Here is an 18,871-nt window from a genome sequence, read left to right on the forward strand (position 1 = left end):
GGACAAATATAATAACTGGTAATTGGGTTTTAGTGAACACTTAAGGATTCACTATTAACCTAGTTACCAACTTTACGAGTATATACTGAAATAATTGTTATTTAGAAAGAATCAGAACAGTCATCGTCAATTTCTGCATCCCACCTGGCTGAAAGTACTTGCTCCATCATTGCTTCTATGGCGCTGACATTGAAGCCTCGCTCTCGCCGCTCTTGTAAAGGGGTTGAGCGGGGAATCAACCGCAGACACACTCCTTCTTGCATCAAATCGAAGTAGGTTTCTTGTTGCGACGACTGTTTTAGTTCCAAGTAATCAAAACTACAAACATTCAGATATAGCGCATGGTTAGCCACTAAGGTAGACCTTTGTGGATTAGCAAAAACTTCCATCACATCCCCTTCACCCTCGCTCAGTACCTTATCTTCTTGGGTGTAGATGTAGTGGACTCGACCTAAATCTGTCAGCAATCGCCGGATGTCGAGCTTATTCACAATGATGCCCGTGTTAATAATGCACGGAGCTGGTATCCTGGTGTCGGGTAGATGGTGACTCATAGGAAAATAGCGATTGAGCTAAGGAGAGCGACAACATAGCTAGACTGTCATAATTGAATAGCTTGTTTACTTCCTACATTTAAAAAAATATCAATTTTGTGGGGCAATCGTCTAAATAATTTTGAGTAAGTTTTTAGTTAACGAATACAAAACACAAATTTTGCTCCTTGATGGAATTTTCACTTCCTAAACCATTCGTTTTTTGTATAAAAAACACTCAAGATTATTTACTGTAGCACTTAGACCAGCATAACAAAATTTTCAAGGAGAATATCTGATAGAAGTAAATCTTATCTAAAGTTTTAAAGTCTGTTCATGTCGGTTGTACCGAAATCAAGACTATTATCCAGTAGTTTACCAAATATTAATCTAATTCCGATGACGAAACAGCAACAGTGGTGGAAAAAGCTGCTGTTAAAACTGGCAGCTAGTATTATATTTTACACAAGTATTCCACTACCGTATTTGAACGGATTAGACTTTCGGGGAGTGGCGCGTCTTGCTTCCCTTGTAGGGTTGATAATTGGGGGAATTTTAGGGTTGCTGGATATGGGGATGGATTATATTGGTATGCCCGTGCTAACTCGTAGTGCTTTGGTAGTAAGTGTTTGGATTGCCATAACTGGAGGATTGCACTTAGATGGGGCAATGGATACTGCCGATGGTTTGGCAGTGGGCGACCCAGAGCGGCGATTGGAAGTGATGGCAGATAGTGCCACAGGAGCATTTGGGGCAATGGCTGCCATCGCCTTAGTGATACTGAAAACAACAGCTTTGACAGATATATCAGAAAACCGTTGGTTGTTGATGATGGCGGCTTGTGGCTGGGGACGTTGGGGACAACAGCTAGCGATCGCGCGATACCCTTATCTGAAACCAACTGGTAAAGGTGCATTTCACAAACAAGCCATTCGTTCTTACAAAGATTTGTTACCAGGATTGTTGTTGTTGTTTGGTTTGAGTGGGTTACTTTGGCTGATAGATAAACACCAGGTATTTCTTCCAATGGCAATGATCGTTGTTGGAAGTGCGATCGCCACTTTAACTGGTGCATGGTTCAACCACAAACTAGGCGGACACACTGGAGATACCTACGGTGCAGTCGTTGAGTGGACTGAAGCCTTATTTCTCTCTGTGCTGACCGCCTTTTAAAAAATGAGGAAGATGAGGGATCAGGGGGATAGAGGAGCAGAGGCGCAGAAAAAGAATTTTTAACTCCTGACTAATGACTAATGACTAATTCATTTAATCGGTTGCAACTTCGTCACCTTGAGTTTAAAAGCGCCAACCCCAGTTTCTCCAAAAGACCGCACACGAATAACATAATTCCCTGTCTCTACGATGCGAGTAAATAGTAGGGAATTGCTAGTACCATCAGGACCGTCATCATTTTCTCCTACAGTCGAACCATCAGGTCCCAGCAGTGTGATGATGCTGTCAAAGTTTTCAGATGACAGGTCAACTGCTAAATTATCGCCCTTCTGTAACTTCACTACGTAATCACGGGCAAACCCACCTTGACCAGTGGGAATGTCTTTATCTGAGAGGGTATCATTAATTTCCGTACTGTTAGATAAGGGGATTGGACTATACAACTTATTTTGAGCAAAAGCTGCACTTGTACTTATACCTATTGCCAGCAATGCGGCAGGAATGATCATGAGTTGCTTTAAACCCGCCACCAAAACTTTATTCATACATTTCAAGCAATTTTTCTACAAAAATAGGGTAATTCGGTCAATTTATGCAATTATCTATGAAAGCTTGCCCATTAATCCTTCATTTATCCGTCTTTGATGGCAGTGGCTACAGCTACTAATCCTAAGACTACAATTCCATACTGACGAAGTGTTTGCACAGCAGACCTGGCAGTAGCACCAGTAGTATAAATGTCGTCCACTAACAGCACTGGGACATTTGGGGGACGATCGCGAAATTCTTGCCCCACAGCAAAAGCTTGAGCTAAGTTTTTTTCTCGTTTAGATACCGATAAACCAAATTGCGCTTCAGTTTCTCGCACTCTTGCTAAACCGTTTAGTTTCAATTTTAATCCAGTTATTTCACAGAAGCTTTGTGCTATTAGTGCGGCTTGATTGTATTTACGTTGCTTTTGTTTGCTAGCGTGGAGTGGGATGGGAACTACCACAGGCTGGCTATCTCGCCTCGGTGAATTTAATAACCATGCTTCTCCTAACCATTGACCTAAAGGACGAGCTATTTGAGGTTGATTTTCGTATTTCATCGCTGCGATCGCCCGTTTCACCGGGCCACCATACTCGCCCCAGCCAAATACTGGTAGTGGCTCTTGCCACAAAGAAATCGGGTCTTGACGTTGACATTTTTGCAGTTGTCTGGTGCATTTATGACACAACTCTTGGGAAGTTGCACGTTGACACAGAGGGCAATGGGATTGGAGAAAAAGATTGAGTAAGCCTGTGAGATTTTTAATCCAAGTGTGCATTTAGAATTGTCCTTTGTCATTTGTCCTTAGTCCTTAGTCTTTGACCAATGACTAATGACCATTGACCAATGACTTAACATACACGCGATCGCACCTTGTTGTTTCTACATCCACCCTTGCTGGAATGTAGCCGTTGCTTTCATACAGCTTGACTGCTTCCACCAAAACACTGGCGGTTTCAATCCAAATTTGCCCAAATCCACGCTTTGCGATCGCTGCTTCTAGCTGTTGTAACAAATATTTTCCTAATCCCAAACCCCTGATGCTGGGCAAAAGATACATTTTGCGGATTTCTACAGCTTTTTCACCACGGTGTATGGGGTAGTATGCCCCAGTACCTACTAACTGGCTTTGGTGTTCAATTACCCAAAACTCTCCCCCAGTAGCTAAATAAAATTCTTCTACTCGCAGTACATCTCTATCAGCACCGTTTGGTTCCCAGCCCAAACCGTATTCTGATAATACATAACTGATGACTTCGGCGGCTCTTGTGCGATCGCTTTCAACCCAATCACGAATTATAAAATCTTGATAAGAGTTTTTCATTACCATTTGCTGGTCAAGTTTACACAGAAAATTTAGGAGCATCTATATCCCAATTTACCCAGCAAATAGCTTTTTTGGCAGAGTCGATTTTAGGCGGTACTCTCAAGGCTTGAATTGTAACAGTACTAAAAAAAGTCATCTATGAACTACCCACCCCTCTAGGAAGTAGCGGTGGCGACTTTTACCTATCGTTAAATGACAATTCCGAGATTGTTGTAGATTTCGATGAGATTGCCATCAGGATCGCGGAAATGAGCTGTGCGAATTCCCCAATCTGGGCGATCTTGTGGTTGAGTCACAACGATCCCATTGTGATCTTTTACTTGCTCATAGACCTCATCCACGTTATCGACTGCAAAAATCAAGACAATTTTATCTCGATTGACAACATAAGAAGGCTGTTCGATTCTGGGGACTACTTCAGCCATTAATTCTTTTTTGAACAAACCCAGCTTGAGATATCCGGTGTTAAACTCAGCATATCCGCTATCTTCATCGCCCCAATCGACATCAAATTTCAGCAGATCCCGATAGAACAGAAAAGAATCTTTGTAGTTGGATACAAGCAGTCTCAGATGTGTTAACTGAAGCTTCATACCTGTTAGGTTAGTCTACTAACTGTGAATTCTAGGTTCTGGGTGCAAAGTCGCCAGCAACTCGCTTTCGACAATTGCCAATTCATCAAGGCGTTGCATGACAATTTCTCTGTCGAAGTAAGTAGCAGCTAAAACCCAATATATACCGTAGTGACGCGCTTCGGACGCCATTAGCCCATGATAAAATTTTGCTAATTCTGGCTCTGGACAGTGAGCAGCTAATAATCCCAGGCGTTCATGAGAGCGAGCTTCAATTAAACCAGTGACTAGTAAGGAATCCAAAAATCGCTCAGGTTCTTTGGGGCGGACATTAGCTTTTAAACCCGCGCCGTAGGGAGGCGGTGGTAAGGGAGCCAAGGGAATATTGCGGAGTTCTAACCATTGGTTAACTAGCTCAAAGTGTTCTAGTTCTTCGCGGGCGATCGCTGTTAACTCCCGTACCATTTTACTATTAGAAGGGTAGCGAAACATCAAGTTCAAGGCCACGCCTGCTGCTTTGCGTTCACAGTGGGAGTGGTCGAGTAAGATGATATCTAAGTTAGCGATCGCTTGTTCAACCCAAGCCAAACTAGTGGGTTTTTTCAGGGCATTGATAGTCGGTAACTGAGTAAGCACAGAGTCACAAAACTCCAGAATTTTAATTTAGCTAAAGAGCCGCAGCAAATTTATTTTACAGCTATAACTTAAGACAAAAGAATTTGACGACTATGGCGCTTGCTAAAAAAGGCACAAGGCTAATTAAAGTTGATGGTGTTGAATACCGTTGGGTCGTGCAACCAGACGATGAACCTGGGATGGCAGTTGTTGTGGAGTGTCAAGGAAACATTATTTCCCCCTGGTTGTTGAGGAAAGCCATCTTATATGCTATCGATCAAGGCTGGAACCCAAAACAACGAGGGCAACAAATAGTTTTTCGATTTGAAGGGGATCATATCAAGGAAAAATGATCTGCCACTTGTCTAAGCGTCAATCTCTCGATGCCGCTTACGTCTTTGTTTAACTAATTCTTGGGGTTTAAGTTTCATCGCGACTAACAAGTAGCAAGTTTTGTGGCTCTTTCTAAATCGCTGTTACAAAACTTAATTACATGAGAGTAGCAGTAGCAAGTCCGCAAGCGTCATTACGAATTACGTTAGCGTAGCGGTAGCGAGTCATCGAGCGTCATTACGAATTTTCAAAGACCGGTGTTTGTAACGGACTATGCATAGTAGAACAATTAGCAATAAAAGCGCCTTGATCATAGATGGCTCCACTACCTTCCTCACTTCCGTAGGGGGTTTAGGAGTAACATTACACGGAATCTCAATCATCTGTGTGTGATCAGAACCATTACCAGTAGGATTCAGATCACATTCGCCTTTGCTAGTCAGAGACAAAGGAGTGTTGGTGGGAGACAAAGGTGTATTTACTGAAGAAACAGATGGTTGTGCTGAAGAACTATCGCCACCCAGTAGTAGAAGCAGAATTAAAGCAAGGCCTCCAACTCCGATTATTGGCCAGAGTGGAAAGGAATCAGAACTCTCTGGTACCAAGACATCTCCCGCAGAGGCAGGAAAAGTATCAAGGTTCATTGCTTCTCCCGCCAACGGTACTGGATTGTCAGTCAGTAAAATATCTCCTGCAATATCTTGTCCTAAAAGTTGATTCAATTCCTGTGGAATCCCGTTATTGGGACGTCCGAGTTCCCCACCATCTTCAGAGTATGGAAAGGATAGTACTTCAAAAATCCTCTGTTGGAGTTGTTTCTGATCTCCAGAATTCAACGCATCCAAGCCTGTAGAGATTTTATATAAATAAAAATTTGTCATCTCTGGCGACAAACCTAGAGACTGAATCTGCTCCTTAATGTCGGGAATTTTGGAAGCCTCCTCAAACAGCAGTCGTCCGTATGACATTTTCAAGTCTAGTAATCCATTACGGGGGCTGAGGGAGTTATTGACTCCTGAGTAAGGTGCCCAGTAGAACTGCTTGGTTACAAGTCCGAGTCCTTCGACGGGGTTACGACCAAAACTTTGTCCAAGAAGGTATTGAGATCCATCCATAATTGCGGGGGATTCATTTTTCCAAAATGAAGCGAAAGGCACCGCAGAGAGATTGGGATTATTGCCGTAAAAGCTAGCGAAATCCTGGAAGTTTTTCTCCCCACCGGCTGCTCTGATCAGGAGGTTTTGATAGGTAGTCCCGTTGTTTAACTCCACTAACTGCTGGATTACCGATCCAGTTTTATTGCAGCTCAGACCAAATCCCACATCACATCCAGGAATGACTTGCATCTGGCTCAGATTCGGATTATTGATTTGGTATTGGAGATACTCAGACTCCAGTCCTTGTTGGATACCATAGCGTCCAATATTTAGCTGTGCAAAAGCAGACTGACACGTAGTGAGTACTACTGCAACAGACGAAAATACGATGGCCGCAAAGCGAGCCGCCTTCGATATCGCAATTCTTTGAACAATTGATTTAGGCAAGATGCACCTCCACTAAACGACAGCAATTTAATTGGGTATTGGTTGAATGGCGAATGGCACTAAGAAAAGATACAGCCCTTGACCTGACTGGTTCCCAGCCTAGAGGCTGGGAACCCATTCTGGGGGGGCTGCCGCCTCCAGCAGCTTGACCAGAGGCAGCAGCCCCTCAGAAGACATTCCCAGGCTCCAGGCTGGGAACTAGGTGAGACAAGCCCAAAGGCTTGTCTTCGTGCCATTCGGTATTGGTTATTAATTCTTCTCCCCCACTCCCACTTCAACTCTTAGAGGATGTTTGAAAAGTATTTTTCGTAATATCAAAGCCTCGGAAAGCTAACTCCCCAGCAAGCCTTCCCTAAAAGAGAATAGGGGTTTCAAAGCTTCTCTCCCTGTGGGGGAGAGGTTTGGAGAGGGGTTTTTAGTACACTTTGCGGCTTTTCAAACATCTTCTTCGGTAAATAAATATTGATCGTGATTCCCGTGCCTTTGAGAGTTCCTGATGAGAGTGTGTGATATGAGACCAATGCCCGGTTTGGTTGGTCGAAAAGAAACCCACGGGCTGTGGGTTTGATCTTCCCTTCCTTTACCAAAGAAACGAAGGCTTCTAAATATCTACGTATACCCTGACGGTTCTCTTGAGTAGTATTCGTATGATGCTCAATCAGCATCATAAAGAAGTCCAAGCTACGATTTTCCTGCCCCTGAATCAGACTCCCCTCATCTAGAAAAGAACTTGCTATGAGCCTGCGATCAACTTGTTTAACCTTAAACAGAGTAAAGTAACGCCCTTCTTTTTTAGGATCATTCGCATAACAGACCCAAGAACCCTCTTGATTCTGTGTAAAACCTTGTTCCGCAAGGTAAGAAAGCAAAGAATTATTTGCCTTGGTTTGTGGTGGAGGTAATAAATCCTCAATAGGATCTAAAGAGCAAATCCTCTGTGTTGTTTTCCGTTGAGAAACAGCAGGAGTCTGCTGGGTATGGAAGGGTAAGGGATTTTCGTCAGACATTGCCATGCTAGACATCGCAGCCAACGCAGATACTTGAAGAGCGATCGCTCCAAATAAACGAAGAATGATATTCATGTTTTTCCTGTTACTCTTGCTGACGTTGTTAATAATCAAGTCGTTGCTAAATCAGCATTGATCTAGCAGTCCTAAATCATTTGTTAAATTTAATAGTTTGCCTCATTTGGTCGAGGTTAGCTTAAATTTTCACTAATAAAATAGGACTTTTATATATAGGTAACTAAGCACAAAGAAAACCAATATCTAAAGAAAACAGACAATACTGATGTCTGTTTTGAAAGACAAATTGAGCTTTTTGATATTTTCACATATCCAAAAAACAATTCATTCAGATCGTGTCAAAAGTTCCCTATGGACTCTTGTCTAATTTTTTGCAATTACAAGAGAATTTTATGTCTTTTTCACTGGCTTTCATAATTTCTAAAAAAGGGCTTTTTCAGCTATTTAGTATCTTATATAAGCAGACTTTCAAAAGCTCTGTGCTTTGTATACTAGCGCTTTTGTTGATTTTCTGAGTGGGTTGAATAATTTTTTGTTTTTTGGAGGTAGCACACCTAACTAGCTGTTTCAGCATGGTTTTAATTTGATGTATAAAATAATATCTACTGGCAGTAAAATAATATTACCATGACCTTGAGACATGCAAGGGTATTGTGGACAGTTGTCAAAGTTGTACACCATGAATTGTAACGACCTCTTCATTAAATTTCATGGCAAATAGGTGAGAGCCAAAGTCAATCTGTTTACAGATTACTAGTATTTGAGAATTTAATACTATTGTTCTTAAATCAATAAATTTATCTCTAAAATATAACTTGCTTATGATCTACTAAGTATAAAAATATACTCTAAATACTAACCTGAGTTGTTAGTTAGGCTGCCGAGCGATCGCATCAAAGTAAGTTAAATTAGATTGCAAGTATAAAATTTTTGATTTAGCAAGCTGTTGTTGCCAGAGATATTATAAGCATCTAAGGCTCAGATTCTCAACTTCTCTAAGTGTTGATTAAGTAAGGCTATATATTTTAAGAAGTAAAAAGTAAAAAGATAATCCCCATAAATAAATTGAGGGGATTTAATAATGACACCTTATTTCTCTCTACGAGACGCAATCATGCGAACGCGCTGCGCCACGACGCTCGATGACTCGCTTGCCGCCGGCGCTATCGAAATAAATGTTTTTATTTCATTCCATAAATAAATTTAGTTGCTCTCAAACCATTTTTCTTTTTCTTGATGAGTGCCTTTTTACTTTTTACTTTTGCCTTGTTCGGTCATGATGAAAGAGTATGTCCTAAAATTTGCTCTGTAGATAGAGGAATACCCTGAGGGAAGTTGGTATGTTTAGAAGTCGGGGCAGTAATAATATTTGACTACGATTAAGTCAAATATTAACTTGGTGTTTTTACCAGTTTTAGGAGTATGAATGTGGAATTTTTTAATAGGATTCCTTTGATGCCTTTAGTATTACTCTTATTGGCTTATACTCTCCTGGGGTGGTATCTTGCCACTAATCATATTATTTGGTTAGTAGGAGCTTTTGTGGCTGCTATGGTTATAGCTGTAGTGCGAAAGAGTATTTCTTGGTTAGAGCGGTTAGTTGAATTTGGCTCTCAAACCTTAATTGTGATATTATTCTTAAGTATATCAATTGCTTTAGTAGCAACTTGGTCATTATTATTCGGTCTTTTTCTCATACCACTAGCCACTACGCTTTTAGCTGATTTGGAAATGCGGTTTTCTGACTTCAACAAGCTAGATTCATTTTGGGTTTTAACAGTCATAGCGGTATTAGGTTTGGTAGTAGGTGAAGTAATAGATATTCTACTTTTCCCCAGTAGTAGATACTAAAGAAATAAGGATTAAGGATAAAAAGAAACAATCTTCTTCATTTGCAGTATAAATCAGCTATAGTAATCCGGTTTAATTTATGAAAAAACTAGGTATTGTAGGGTGCGTTAGGATAAAGTCCGTAAAGTAGTTGTCTGTAATTTTTGGCACTGATTAATCCCCCATAACCCCGCTTAAAAAGGGGAACCGGAATCAAAGTCCCCCAATTTATCTGGGGATTTAGGAGGATATAGATTTTTTTGCTACCGAGAAGAGGACTTCTCAAACATCCTCTAACTGCTAACTAATAAATGACTATCTGAGGTTGCTCAATTGTGCCATCAGGCATGATAGTATCCCGGAATTTTGTATACATTAAGTTTGTTTTCCAAAGGTTTGCCTTACTCAAGTTTGTCTTAGTTAAATTTGCCCATGTCAAGTCTGCACCTGTTAAGTTAGCATCAGTCAAATTAGCTTCTAGTAATTTTGCTCCTGCAAGATTTGCTTCTGCGAGATTTGCAGAACTTAAGTTAGCTTCAATCAGCGATGCTTCAATTAATTTGGCTTCACTTAAGTCGGCTTCTCTCAAATCCACATCACACAAAGAAGCACCCCAAAGATTACTACCTGTGAATTTCACCCGCCATAAGAAAGTTCCGCACAAATTTGCTTGTGTTAAATCAGCATTTGTCAAATTGGCTTCACACAAAGAGGCTTCATACAAATTAGCTTCACGTAAGCTAGCTTGCATCAAATTTGCGCCACTTAAATTAGCACGAGTCAGAACACAGCCACACAAATTTGCACCCCGTAAATCCGCACCGATGAAATTAATACTACTTAAATCAATTCCTCTGAGGTCGATTCCCCTCAAGTCACATCCACTAAAATCCCGGCGCTGAAAATATTTGTTTGTGATTTGACTTAATATAAATTCCTGCTGATCAACATAATTTTTCATGGTATTCACCTCTGGGTGTAATTTATCTCAAAGGTCGAGTGTGATAAGTTACCGTACCTTGAGAGTACACCCCAAATGGAGATCATCTCAGTAAATAATCAAAAATAAATTGACGAAAAATCGCCAATCACCTGAAAAAGCGCTTTTTCAGTGGTTTTTAAAACAAAAAATCCTGACATAAGTCAGGAAATATTCATTGAAAGCGGCGGGAAAATCCATCCCGTTGTGGGTGGAGAGGGATAGCCGCCCCGCCCCTTGGGGCATTCATATCTTGCACCTAGTAGTCTGTCAAGCTAGTTTTGAGGGGTTCGTAGTTGCGCTTTAGCGCTAAAGCGCAACTACGAACTAAATTAATACCCCTCAATTTAAACTTGACGGACTACTAGCCCTGGCGATTAGAAATCGCGGCTATACAAACTCTCGTCCGCCTACGCGGACTAATGCAAAATCAAGGTTTTGCCTGTGTAGCCAAGCCAGTGCGTTGGGCGGCTCCGCCGACTTGTTCGCGTAGCGTCTCCCCCTGGGAGAAGCACCTGGCGCGCGACTTCCAGTCGCCTGGTGCAAGATATCAGTTTGGCATTGCATTGGGCACTTGTACTGAGCGTACCCCTCCGGGGATCTTGCTACGCGTAGCGTCTCCAAGAGTTGCCGTTGGCGCAGCCTCTCCAAGAGTTGTATTGGGCATTGGTAGTAACTGTTTTGATTTCTGAATTCACCAATTCTGACTCTTGAATTCTGCTGTATCATTCCACTCAGGTAACAATTGTGAAGTCAGTCGTTGTCAAGGTGGGAATATTAAGCAGATTAATAAATTCGGCTCCAGTTCCTAAGCCTGCTGCATTGCCATTTTGGTTATAGTAGAGACTGCCACTACTGCGACTGTAAACCAGGAAAGCATTGCTGGTTGCAGCTAAATCATCATCGTCTACAGTCGTAAAATTAGAAGCTTGACTCAACCCATTACCCACAATACTACTCAAAGCAGTAAAAGTATTCTTGCTCAACACCAATTTATCGCTTCCAGAGGTAAAGTCAGTCAGGATATCGCTACCGAAATCGCTACTAGTAAAAGCTCGTCCGCTACTATACAAAAAGCGATCGCTATCAGCCCCACCTGTAAGAATATCATTTCCAGACCCACCGATTAAAGTATCAGCCCCACTTCCACCTGTAAGAATATCATTTCCAGTCCCCCCATTCAGGGTATTATTGAGGCTATTGCCAATCAAGCGATCGCTACCATTACCACCAACCACATTTTCAATGACATTATTAGCTGATAGGGTCAATTTCAAGTTACTATTGACTGTCTGGGTGGTAATGATGCCTAAATTCACTCGTATATCTGTAGTAGTACCATTGAAACTTAAAGAATCATTCCCACCTGTGGTAGTTTCTTGAATGCGATCGCTACCTAATGGGGTGGAAGCATTGAATGCATAAGTATCATTCCCCAGACCACCAGTGAGAATATTATTGCCACTATTACCCGTCAATATATTATTGCCACTATTGCCAGTGCCGTTAATATTGCTGGTTCCAATCAGAGTTAGATTATCGACACCATTAGCTAAGGTTGTTGTGGTACTAGCTTGTAAGGTGTTAGTGATGGGGACAGTTCCAGTAGCTGCTTGTACTTCAAATGCGCCAATATCGACTGTACCGCCAACAAGCCGCGCCAAGCCTCGTTGGTCGTAGGGAATGGGTTCTGAAGTGTTGCCATCGCCGTCAAGGTCTTGTGTATCAGCAGGAATCAAGTTGTTGTTGCCGGCGTTAATGGCTGGGCTACCAGTCAGAAGGGCATGGGTAAGGGTGATTCCGCCGTTATTTTGTAGGGGGCTGAGTCCGGGGTAAGGGTTGACGATATCTGTACCAGTGCCTACAGTGCCACTGGCTCCAGCTAGAGAGCCAATTAGATTATAATTATTGCCGTTAACTGTCCCTTGAATATCTTTGCCTGTACCCTGGTTATCATAATTACCAAAATTTCCGGCAACAATTGTGTTCTTTAAATTGGCACTGCCGTAAATTCCACCTCCTCCTAAACTGACCGCCGTATTATTGGTACCCGCCGTATTATTGGTAATTGTGCTGTTAAGTATATTTGTCACACCCGTACCATCAGAATCTATACCACCGCCAGCTGTTGCGGCACTGTTTCCACTAATTGTTGTGTTAACTAAAGCACTAGAGCCACCATTATTTGTGATACCACCGCCAGCGCTACTTGCACTATTATCACTAACTGTAGTGTTTATCAGCGTCAATGTATCAAGGTTGTAGATTCCACCTCCATCATCTGAGCTATTATTACTTATTGTGGAGTCAATCGCAACCACAGTGCCAGAGTTAAGGATACCGCCACCGCTTACGTTAGCTTGATTGTTACTGATATTAGAACCATTTTCCAAGTAGACTGTACCATCGTTGTAGATGCCGCCTCCGCCGTCATAACTGGACGATTGGTTGCCTGTAACGGTCGAATTAGACAAATCGAGAAAGCTATTATAATCAACCCTAATACCTCCACCATGAGTAGAGATATTGCCGCCTGTAACCACTACATTCTGTAAGGCTAAGGCTCCTCCAGTAAGTACATCAAAGACGCGATCGCTATTTATTAAACCCGAAGCATCAATAGTTGCTTTTTGTCCACCAACTGCCACAATATAAAGTAGATTTTTGCGACTTTTAATATCTAAATCTCCGGTGAGGGCATTATCTTCATCAATCCCGTTCGATGTTAGGTTGTAAGTTGCTCCTCCTGTTAAGTCGATTTCATAGCCAGTATTCGGGTTTGCATTGGCAATTATAATCGCATCCCGCAGAGATAACCCATTAGCAGCACTGCCATCATTTTGATCGGCTGTAGTATTGACTGTCAAAATTGTAGGAGCCATTTTACATTTCCTTGATTTATTATAAAAATTATCTCAGAAAGATTACAATTATAAAAATAATTTTAGAGGTTGTTTGAAAAGTGGGTGGCTGTATCTTTGCACTTATTGATCCCCCCTAACCCCCCTTAAAAAAGGGGGGAACCGGAATCAAAGTCCCCCAATTTATCGGGGGATTTAGGGGTATCTAAAACTTTTTACTACCGATAGGAGGACTTTTAAAACAACCTCTTATAACACCACTAAATTTGTTTTCACTACTGCGCTTTTTGATTCACCTGCAACCAAATTTCTAAACTAGCAAGCAACCACAACTTCACACCATAACGACTCCAAGTATCTCCTTGATAGTTTAACCAATTACGAATAGGTAACTGGTTTAAGTAGGGGGTGATAGCCGCATTGCGATTGAGCAATAAATCTCTAGCTTCTTGCTGCCAATATTTGCGAAATCCTAACTGCACCGGCACCATCATGCCACTTTTGGGACGATGAATAATTGTGTCTGGTAAAATATCTGCGTTCGTCAAAGACGTACCGTAGGTAATCGCTTGCTTTAATACTGCTTTTTCTTCTACTCCAGAAAGCTTATACTCTGGGGGTATCTCCATGCTTAAGTCTACTACTCGTTGGTCAAACAAGGGAGAACGACCTTGTAAAAGAGCAGCTTGAGTCAAGTTACTAACTTTCGTCAGAATTTGGTCAGCACCTTTAAATTTGATGTTCATTGCCATCAACCGATTCAAATAGTTAGCTTGGGAATATAAATCTTCTTCAAAAACCCAAGGTGCTGTTTGTACTGCTTGAAAAACTTCTGGTTTTAAAAGTTGTGGTAAGTCAACAGCGCACTTTTGAAAGGAAATTAAATAAGCTTGCAATGCATCCTGATTGGTGATAGAACCATATAAACTATTAATTAACATTGGCTGATTTTTTGGCCCACCAAAACAGGGGTCGCCACCTTCACCATTTAAAACTACTTCTACACTTTTTCTCGCCAGTTGTCCTAGCAAAAGGTTGGGAACAGTCAGAGGGTCGCCAATGGGGTCATCTAAATAGGCCATTGTTTCTGGTAGACGTGACCACATATCTTTAAAAGTAATTTCTAAAATGTGGTGCTGCGTCTGACAATGGGATGCAACGAGACTGGAAAATTCTAACTCATTGGGACATTCCAAACCAAAATGAATCGAGAAGGTGTGAACAGGTGCTTGGTGGAATTTTGCCACTAAAGCAGTGATACCGCTAGAATCTAAACCACCAGAAAGAAAAACACCAACGGGTTCATTGGCTGGTGGTAAATATTCTTGAACAACTTGGTCTAGGAGTTCTCGCAAGCGATCGCCATACCATGCTAAAGGTTGATCTATTGCTATAATCTGTTCTTGAAGCTGCCAATAAGCTTTAACTTTGTGGTCAGGAAACTCTAAAACAGTTCCAGGTCGAAGTTCTCGCACCTGTTCCCAAAGGGTTCGTTCTCCGGGAACAAAGGCGCAACAAAGATAATCTCGCAACGCCACCAAATCTAAATCGGATGACCGATGGGGTGATAAAGTTCTTAGTTGAGGCGCAATCCAACGAACTGAACCAATGGTAGTGTAGTAGAGGGTACGAACACCGATGCGATCGCGAACCAACTTCAACCCCTGTTTTTCCCTATCCCAAACCACGAACGCAAACATCCCCACAAGTTTGCTAAGACTTTCATTACCCCATCGTTCCCAAAGATTAGCTACCAGTTGCAGATAACTTCCTTGAAAGCTGTCTGGTTCAATTCCCAACTTTTGCAGCAATTGCACTCGGTTAGTTAACCAAACATCACCAACAACAACAAATCGTCCTCCAGAGCTGATTGCTAATTTCTCCGTCGGAAATTCAGAAGTTGTGCGTGGTATAATTACAGAAATTTTTTCATCTCGCCAAGCTATATCTTCATAATTTACATCAACTGTTCCCCAAGCTACGCGCCAGGTTGGGTTAGTTTTGATGAATTCGATTTTAGGAGATTTACGATTTTTAAACGCATCAAATAGCATGGGAAATTTTCAACGCATAATCAGTAATTTTAAGACATTGCTTAATGCAGTTTTCAAATGAATAAACCTCTCTCCTTTTTGGAGAGAGGCTTTGAATTTTCCCCCTTATATCATGTCCGTATAAATAGTTATGATTCCCAGAGTCATTGCACCCCACCCCCAACCCCTAAGAGCTTGCGGGGAGGGGAGACAAAGCGTAGCTTTGGCGGGGTGGGGTTCTTCGGGTTTCACAGCTACCATCGCCCCAGCACTAATAGTAAGGGCTAAAACTGCTGTTGCTAAAGTTCAAGCTTTCTTTTGTTTTTGTTGCTGCCCTGAATCCCTTAATCCCCCGTTTACAGGCTTCTTCTTGGACTATGGCTATACTTAGAGCTGAAGCGCAACTACAAACGCATATTTTCTTTATAACTAATTAGCCGAACTTGATATTACGCACAGGTAACGGAAAATCGAACCACAGAGAAGCCAGTGCGCCCTTGCGGTTAAGAGACTTGTACCCCTCCGGGGATCTTGCTACGCGCAGCGTCTCCCCCTGGGAGAAGCAACTGGCGCGACGCAGAGTACACGGAGGAATAGGAGTTTAAGAAGTTTCTTGCGTAAGTCCTAAAACAGTAAAAGATGTCAAATGGGTTCTATATAGACAAGTCAGTAGTTACACTTAGGGCTAACACGTTTAATTGACAGGAAATATTATTTATTCCACGTTGTTACGATTTCGATGAATGGGTGCGTCATATCCATCGAACCGCAACCTCCAAAGGCAATCTACAGAATGCTAACTACTGTTTCGGAAATCAGTAGCTCTATTTTGTTGTATAATTGACACATAAATCATTAATGACATATAGTTTATTAAATATCCAAATAAGATAAAGGTCTAAATCAAATACAAATTAATCTTTGTCATTAAATCCAGATGCTAGATATAGCGGTGTGCAGTTGAGTGAGATCCAAGAAAATTCTAAAATTCCTTCACAGTAAGAATTTTGGTTTTCTGTTTGACAATGATGGAGACTCAATCCCATGTTGATGTCTGCGATTAAATAAATATTAATACTATTTGGGTAATAAATCCTCAGATAGTAATTTCAAATCATATCTGGTGCTATGAAAATAAGATATATTCTCCACCGCTTGAAGTTCGGTCTGCACAATAAGTGGTGGTTGTTGAAGTACCGATTTCAAGAACTACTGATTAAACTACAGTTCTACTGGCTTCTGTATCAAGGTAGTAAACCACTAAATCTTAACCAAAAATCGGTAATTGTGTTTTCTCCTCACCAAGATGATGAAGCACTAGGTTGTGGGGGTATGATTGCACTCAAGCGAGAACAAGGGATACCAATTAAAGTTGTTTTTGTTACAGATGGAGGAGGTTCTCATCGAGGTAATGCCAAGATTACCCGTGATGAAATTGTCGAAATTCGTAGACAAGAAGCGCTAGCAGCTTTGAAGATTTTAGGGGTGGAATCAAAAGATATTCACTTCCTTGATAAATGTGATGGCGCACTATACAAAATGACAGAAACTGAACAACACCAAACTATTGAAGAAATGGCACAATTATTGCGTACTTTTCAACCACAAGAGGTGTACGTCACTCACAAACAGGATCGCAGTGCAGATCATGAAATGACTTATCAACTAGTTAAAGCTGCCATTACTAAAGCAGAAGTGACAGTAGAACTCTGGCAATATGCTATTTGGTTGCTTTGGAAATCTTTATTGTTTCGCAGCCTGAAGTTTGATGAATTGGTAGGCGCTCATCGGATCGCAATTCATCAAGTGCAATCTAAAAAAAAGCAGGCTATTGAAACCTACCGTTCTCAATATTTACCTATAGATGCTGAATCGAGTGCCGTACTTCCTCCTGGTTTTCTCTGGCGGTTCTTTTTGCCTCATGAGATTTTTTTCAAATCAGACTCTTGAAGAAAGTAGAAGAAAGTGAATAGGGTTCGGTTAAAAAAGGTTTTTAATCTGTCTTATAGACCAAAATACCGTACCTCACTAATTTGCAATTTGCTGTATTAGCTAATTGAGTACTTTCCTATTTTCAAGTTATTACCCTCAAATCCTAAAAATATGAGTCAACAACAATTCTGCTTTTGTACTTTAGCATTAGGTAAAGTGTATCGGGCGTTAGCTGGTTTATTAGCAAAAGACCTAGAACTATATGCACCTAACACTGCTTTGATAATTCTCACAGATAACCCGCAAGAGTTTAGCAAATATTCTCAAGTTTTAGCATTTGAGCATCAGCAGCAGGGCGTTAAGTGTTACCACGATAAAAGATTTGCTGTTGCTAAGGCTTTATCTCTATTTAATTCATGTATATTCATTGATTCAGATATGCGAATCTTGGCACCAATCTCAGAAGATATGGAATGGCTCTTAGCACCAGGGATAAGTGCTAGGGCTTGTATGGATATGCCGAAAAAATTTGCCAAAGCTTCGACAACAACTAACAAGAAATTTCAGAGGGAAATTGAAGTAATTAAGAAAGCAGCACAATTTTTAAATTTAGATCCAGAATGTCAAAATGTTACCTTTGTCCATGAGTATTTGTTTTCTGTCACTAAGTCAACAGGAAAAGAAATTGAATTTTTAGAAACATGGGAAATCCTGGCCAAATATTTCGAGCTAAATGGAATTTATGAAGGCGAAGGTAATGCCATAGGTCTAGCTGCCTATAAAGCAGGGCTACCAGTGAGATGGAGTGAGATGACAGGTATTTCCTTTTTCAACAACAAAACGGAACTGATTAAAATTCAAAAGGGACAGTCAAACATGGATGAAATGTCAACATATTTTGAGGAACACGAAAGAATTACACATCCTAAACGCTCTATTCTAGGGAAAATAATATTTAAACTTACGAAAGCCACAATGCATCTTTATAGAACAATAAAGTACAGAATTGTTAATACATATTTCCTGGAAGAAAGGAGAGAGAAAGTTTCTTGAAGTTCGATTACATATCGCCTTTTGCTAACCTCCCAGTAAATCCATCCAATAGAGAATTATTAGAAGCAGTTTACAGATAGCGTTCCCAACACTTTCTAAAAAAACAGAGTAGAAATTGCATTTTCTTTCTGCTGCTCAGTCACACCCCGTTCGTGAGAAGTTAAGGTAATTGCACTAATGTGTGCGAGGATGCAGTAAAAGAGGACAAATCCAACTTAAAGACTGTCAATCACTTGGTTTTGACCTTATTGCCAATTCAGTTGGAACTGAGGTAGTAAATCCTTAAAGACTCGCTCAAATAATTCACAAGGAAAAGTAAAAATCTTTCTAAGAGTTCTTGTTGGGCAATTTTGGTAAAACGACATCATAATAAATTTTCTCTTTACCCTAGTTCATCTTTCTTTACCTGGTTTGGTTTTATTGTGCCGACTTCCTTTTTTCAGTGTGATTGTGTGGAGTGTTTAAATATAAAATGGTTTCATCTATAACTCGGACACCGGGGATTTCTGGGGGTTCTGCTGACGAAGCAG

17 protein-coding genes are annotated in these 18,871 nt (G+C 41.0%); 6 read left to right on the top strand and 11 right to left on the bottom strand.

Features of this window, described 5'->3' with window-relative positions; all coding sequences use genetic code 11:
* Positions 1-101: 101 nt before the first annotated feature.
* Positions 102-554 (bottom strand): hypothetical protein, encoded by a 453-nt coding sequence (locus tag V7K97_RS25375; RefSeq protein ID WP_334803748.1) that lies wholly within the window; start codon positions 552-554, stop codon positions 102-104.
* Between the two features lie 378 nt (positions 555-932).
* On the opposite strand from V7K97_RS25375, the gene cobS reads away from it, so the two are divergent.
* A complete protein-coding gene (gene cobS / locus V7K97_RS25380) occupies positions 933-1,706 on the top strand; it encodes an adenosylcobinamide-GDP ribazoletransferase (protein ID WP_334803749.1) in 774 nt (257 codons plus the stop codon).
* Between the two features lie 89 nt (positions 1,707-1,795).
* Here cobS and V7K97_RS25385 read toward each other — a convergent pair whose 3' ends face one another.
* The 5 genes from V7K97_RS25385 to V7K97_RS25405 all read right to left on the bottom strand — a co-directional run bounded on the left by V7K97_RS25385 (position 1,796) and on the right by V7K97_RS25405 (position 4,772).
* A complete protein-coding gene (locus tag V7K97_RS25385; protein WP_334803750.1) occupies positions 1,796-2,251 on the bottom strand; it encodes a PPC domain-containing protein in 456 nt (151 codons plus the stop codon).
* Positions 2,252-2,337: 86 nt separating this feature from the next.
* Complete coding sequence (locus V7K97_RS25390; protein ID WP_334803751.1) at positions 2,338-3,015, bottom strand: ComF family protein; 678 nt, start codon at positions 3,013-3,015, stop codon at positions 2,338-2,340.
* 51 nt (positions 3,016-3,066) lie between these two features.
* Positions 3,067-3,561 (bottom strand): GNAT family N-acetyltransferase, encoded by a 495-nt coding sequence (locus tag V7K97_RS25395; RefSeq protein WP_334803752.1) that lies wholly within the window; start codon positions 3,559-3,561, stop codon positions 3,067-3,069.
* 191 nt (positions 3,562-3,752) lie between these two features.
* Entirely contained in the window at positions 3,753-4,157 is a 405-nt protein-coding gene (locus V7K97_RS25400; RefSeq protein WP_334803753.1) for a VOC family protein, read from the bottom strand.
* 18 nt (positions 4,158-4,175) lie between these two features.
* On the bottom strand, positions 4,176-4,772 hold the full coding sequence (locus tag V7K97_RS25405) for a tRNA-(ms[2]io[6]A)-hydroxylase (RefSeq protein ID WP_334803754.1): 597 nt from the start codon (positions 4,770-4,772) through the stop codon (positions 4,176-4,178).
* Between the two features lie 92 nt (positions 4,773-4,864).
* Here V7K97_RS25405 and V7K97_RS25410 point away from each other — a divergent pair, with 92 nt between their 5' ends.
* The gene (locus tag V7K97_RS25410; protein WP_334803755.1) at positions 4,865-5,104 is read left to right on the top strand and encodes a hypothetical protein; all 240 of its coding nucleotides are present in this window, start codon (positions 4,865-4,867) and stop codon (positions 5,102-5,104) included.
* 204 nt (positions 5,105-5,308) lie between these two features.
* On the opposite strand, the gene V7K97_RS25415 is transcribed toward V7K97_RS25410, so the two are convergent.
* Together V7K97_RS25415 and V7K97_RS25420 are read right to left on the bottom strand one after the other, a co-directional pair.
* Positions 5,309-6,628: a hypothetical protein gene (locus V7K97_RS25415; RefSeq protein WP_334803756.1), complete on the bottom strand. Its 1,320-nt coding sequence runs from the start codon at positions 6,626-6,628 to the stop codon at positions 5,309-5,311.
* A gap of 371 nt (positions 6,629-6,999) precedes the next feature.
* A complete protein-coding gene (locus V7K97_RS25420) occupies positions 7,000-7,710 on the bottom strand; it encodes a hypothetical protein (protein ID WP_334803757.1) in 711 nt (236 codons plus the stop codon).
* A gap of 1,365 nt (positions 7,711-9,075) precedes the next feature.
* Between V7K97_RS25420 and V7K97_RS25425 the strand changes: the two genes are divergently transcribed.
* Positions 9,076-9,504 carry a hypothetical protein gene (locus V7K97_RS25425; RefSeq protein WP_334803758.1) on the top strand — a complete coding sequence of 143 codons (429 nt, stop codon included), beginning with the start codon at positions 9,076-9,078 and terminating at the stop codon, positions 9,502-9,504.
* A gap of 283 nt (positions 9,505-9,787) precedes the next feature.
* On the opposite strand, the gene V7K97_RS25430 is transcribed toward V7K97_RS25425, so the two are convergent.
* Entirely contained in the window at positions 9,788-10,444 is a 657-nt protein-coding gene (locus V7K97_RS25430; RefSeq protein WP_334803759.1) for a pentapeptide repeat-containing protein, read from the bottom strand.
* 440 nt (positions 10,445-10,884) lie between these two features.
* Here V7K97_RS25430 and V7K97_RS25435 point away from each other — a divergent pair, with 440 nt between their 5' ends.
* Positions 10,885-11,154, top strand: a complete 270-nt coding sequence (locus V7K97_RS25435) for a hypothetical protein (protein WP_334803760.1) — start codon at positions 10,885-10,887, stop codon at positions 11,152-11,154.
* A 42-nt stretch (positions 11,155-11,196) separates the two neighbouring features.
* Here V7K97_RS25435 and V7K97_RS25440 read toward each other — a convergent pair whose 3' ends face one another.
* The gene (locus V7K97_RS25440; protein ID WP_334803761.1) at positions 11,197-13,344 is read right to left on the bottom strand and encodes a beta strand repeat-containing protein; all 2,148 of its coding nucleotides are present in this window, start codon (positions 13,342-13,344) and stop codon (positions 11,197-11,199) included.
* A gap of 254 nt (positions 13,345-13,598) precedes the next feature.
* The gene (locus V7K97_RS25445) at positions 13,599-15,377 is read right to left on the bottom strand and encodes an asparagine synthetase B family protein (protein WP_334803762.1); all 1,779 of its coding nucleotides are present in this window, start codon (positions 15,375-15,377) and stop codon (positions 13,599-13,601) included.
* A gap of 1,107 nt (positions 15,378-16,484) precedes the next feature.
* Here V7K97_RS25445 and V7K97_RS25450 point away from each other — a divergent pair.
* Positions 16,485-17,306 (top strand): PIG-L deacetylase family protein, encoded by an 822-nt coding sequence (locus V7K97_RS25450; RefSeq protein WP_334803763.1) that lies wholly within the window; start codon positions 16,485-16,487, stop codon positions 17,304-17,306.
* 153 nt (positions 17,307-17,459) lie between these two features.
* Positions 17,460-18,341 (top strand): hypothetical protein, encoded by an 882-nt coding sequence (locus V7K97_RS25455; RefSeq protein WP_334803764.1) that lies wholly within the window; start codon positions 17,460-17,462, stop codon positions 18,339-18,341.
* Positions 18,342-18,871: the final 530 nt, after the last annotated feature.

The sequence above is a fragment of the Nostoc sp. genome (genome assembly GCF_036917815.1).
In the GTDB taxonomy this organism is placed as follows: domain Bacteria; phylum Cyanobacteriota; class Cyanobacteriia; order Cyanobacteriales; family Nostocaceae; genus Nostoc.

Bases quoted from the DNA above. Each gene is read 5' to 3' on its own strand.
- V7K97_RS25410 (WP_334803755.1), top strand. From the start codon at position 4,865: ATGGCGCTTGCTAAAAAAGGCACAAGGCTAATTAAAGTTGATGGTGTT.
- V7K97_RS25395 (WP_334803752.1), bottom strand. From the start codon at position 3,561: ATGAAAAACTCTTATCAAGATTTTATAATTCGTGATTGGGTTGAAAGC.
- V7K97_RS25445 (WP_334803762.1), bottom strand. From the start codon at position 15,377: ATGCTATTTGATGCGTTTAAAAATCGTAAATCTCCTAAAATCGAATTC.
- V7K97_RS25450 (WP_334803763.1), top strand. From the start codon at position 16,485: ATGAAAATAAGATATATTCTCCACCGCTTGAAGTTCGGTCTGCACAAT.
- cobS (WP_334803749.1), top strand. From the start codon at position 933: ATGACGAAACAGCAACAGTGGTGGAAAAAGCTGCTGTTAAAACTGGCA.
- V7K97_RS25420 (WP_334803757.1), bottom strand. From the start codon at position 7,710: ATGAATATCATTCTTCGTTTATTTGGAGCGATCGCTCTTCAAGTATCT.
- V7K97_RS25385 (WP_334803750.1), bottom strand. From the start codon at position 2,251: ATGAATAAAGTTTTGGTGGCGGGTTTAAAGCAACTCATGATCATTCCT.
- V7K97_RS25375 (WP_334803748.1), bottom strand. From the start codon at position 554: ATGAGTCACCATCTACCCGACACCAGGATACCAGCTCCGTGCATTATT.
- V7K97_RS25390 (WP_334803751.1), bottom strand. From the start codon at position 3,015: ATGCACACTTGGATTAAAAATCTCACAGGCTTACTCAATCTTTTTCTC.
- V7K97_RS25430 (WP_334803759.1), bottom strand. From the start codon at position 10,444: ATGAAAAATTATGTTGATCAGCAGGAATTTATATTAAGTCAAATCACA.
- V7K97_RS25440 (WP_334803761.1), bottom strand. From the start codon at position 13,344: ATGGCTCCTACAATTTTGACAGTCAATACTACAGCCGATCAAAATGAT.
- V7K97_RS25400 (WP_334803753.1), bottom strand. From the start codon at position 4,157: ATGAAGCTTCAGTTAACACATCTGAGACTGCTTGTATCCAACTACAAA.
- V7K97_RS25455 (WP_334803764.1), top strand. From the start codon at position 17,460: ATGAGTCAACAACAATTCTGCTTTTGTACTTTAGCATTAGGTAAAGTG.
- V7K97_RS25425 (WP_334803758.1), top strand. From the start codon at position 9,076: ATGAATGTGGAATTTTTTAATAGGATTCCTTTGATGCCTTTAGTATTA.
- V7K97_RS25435 (WP_334803760.1), top strand. From the start codon at position 10,885: ATGCAAAATCAAGGTTTTGCCTGTGTAGCCAAGCCAGTGCGTTGGGCG.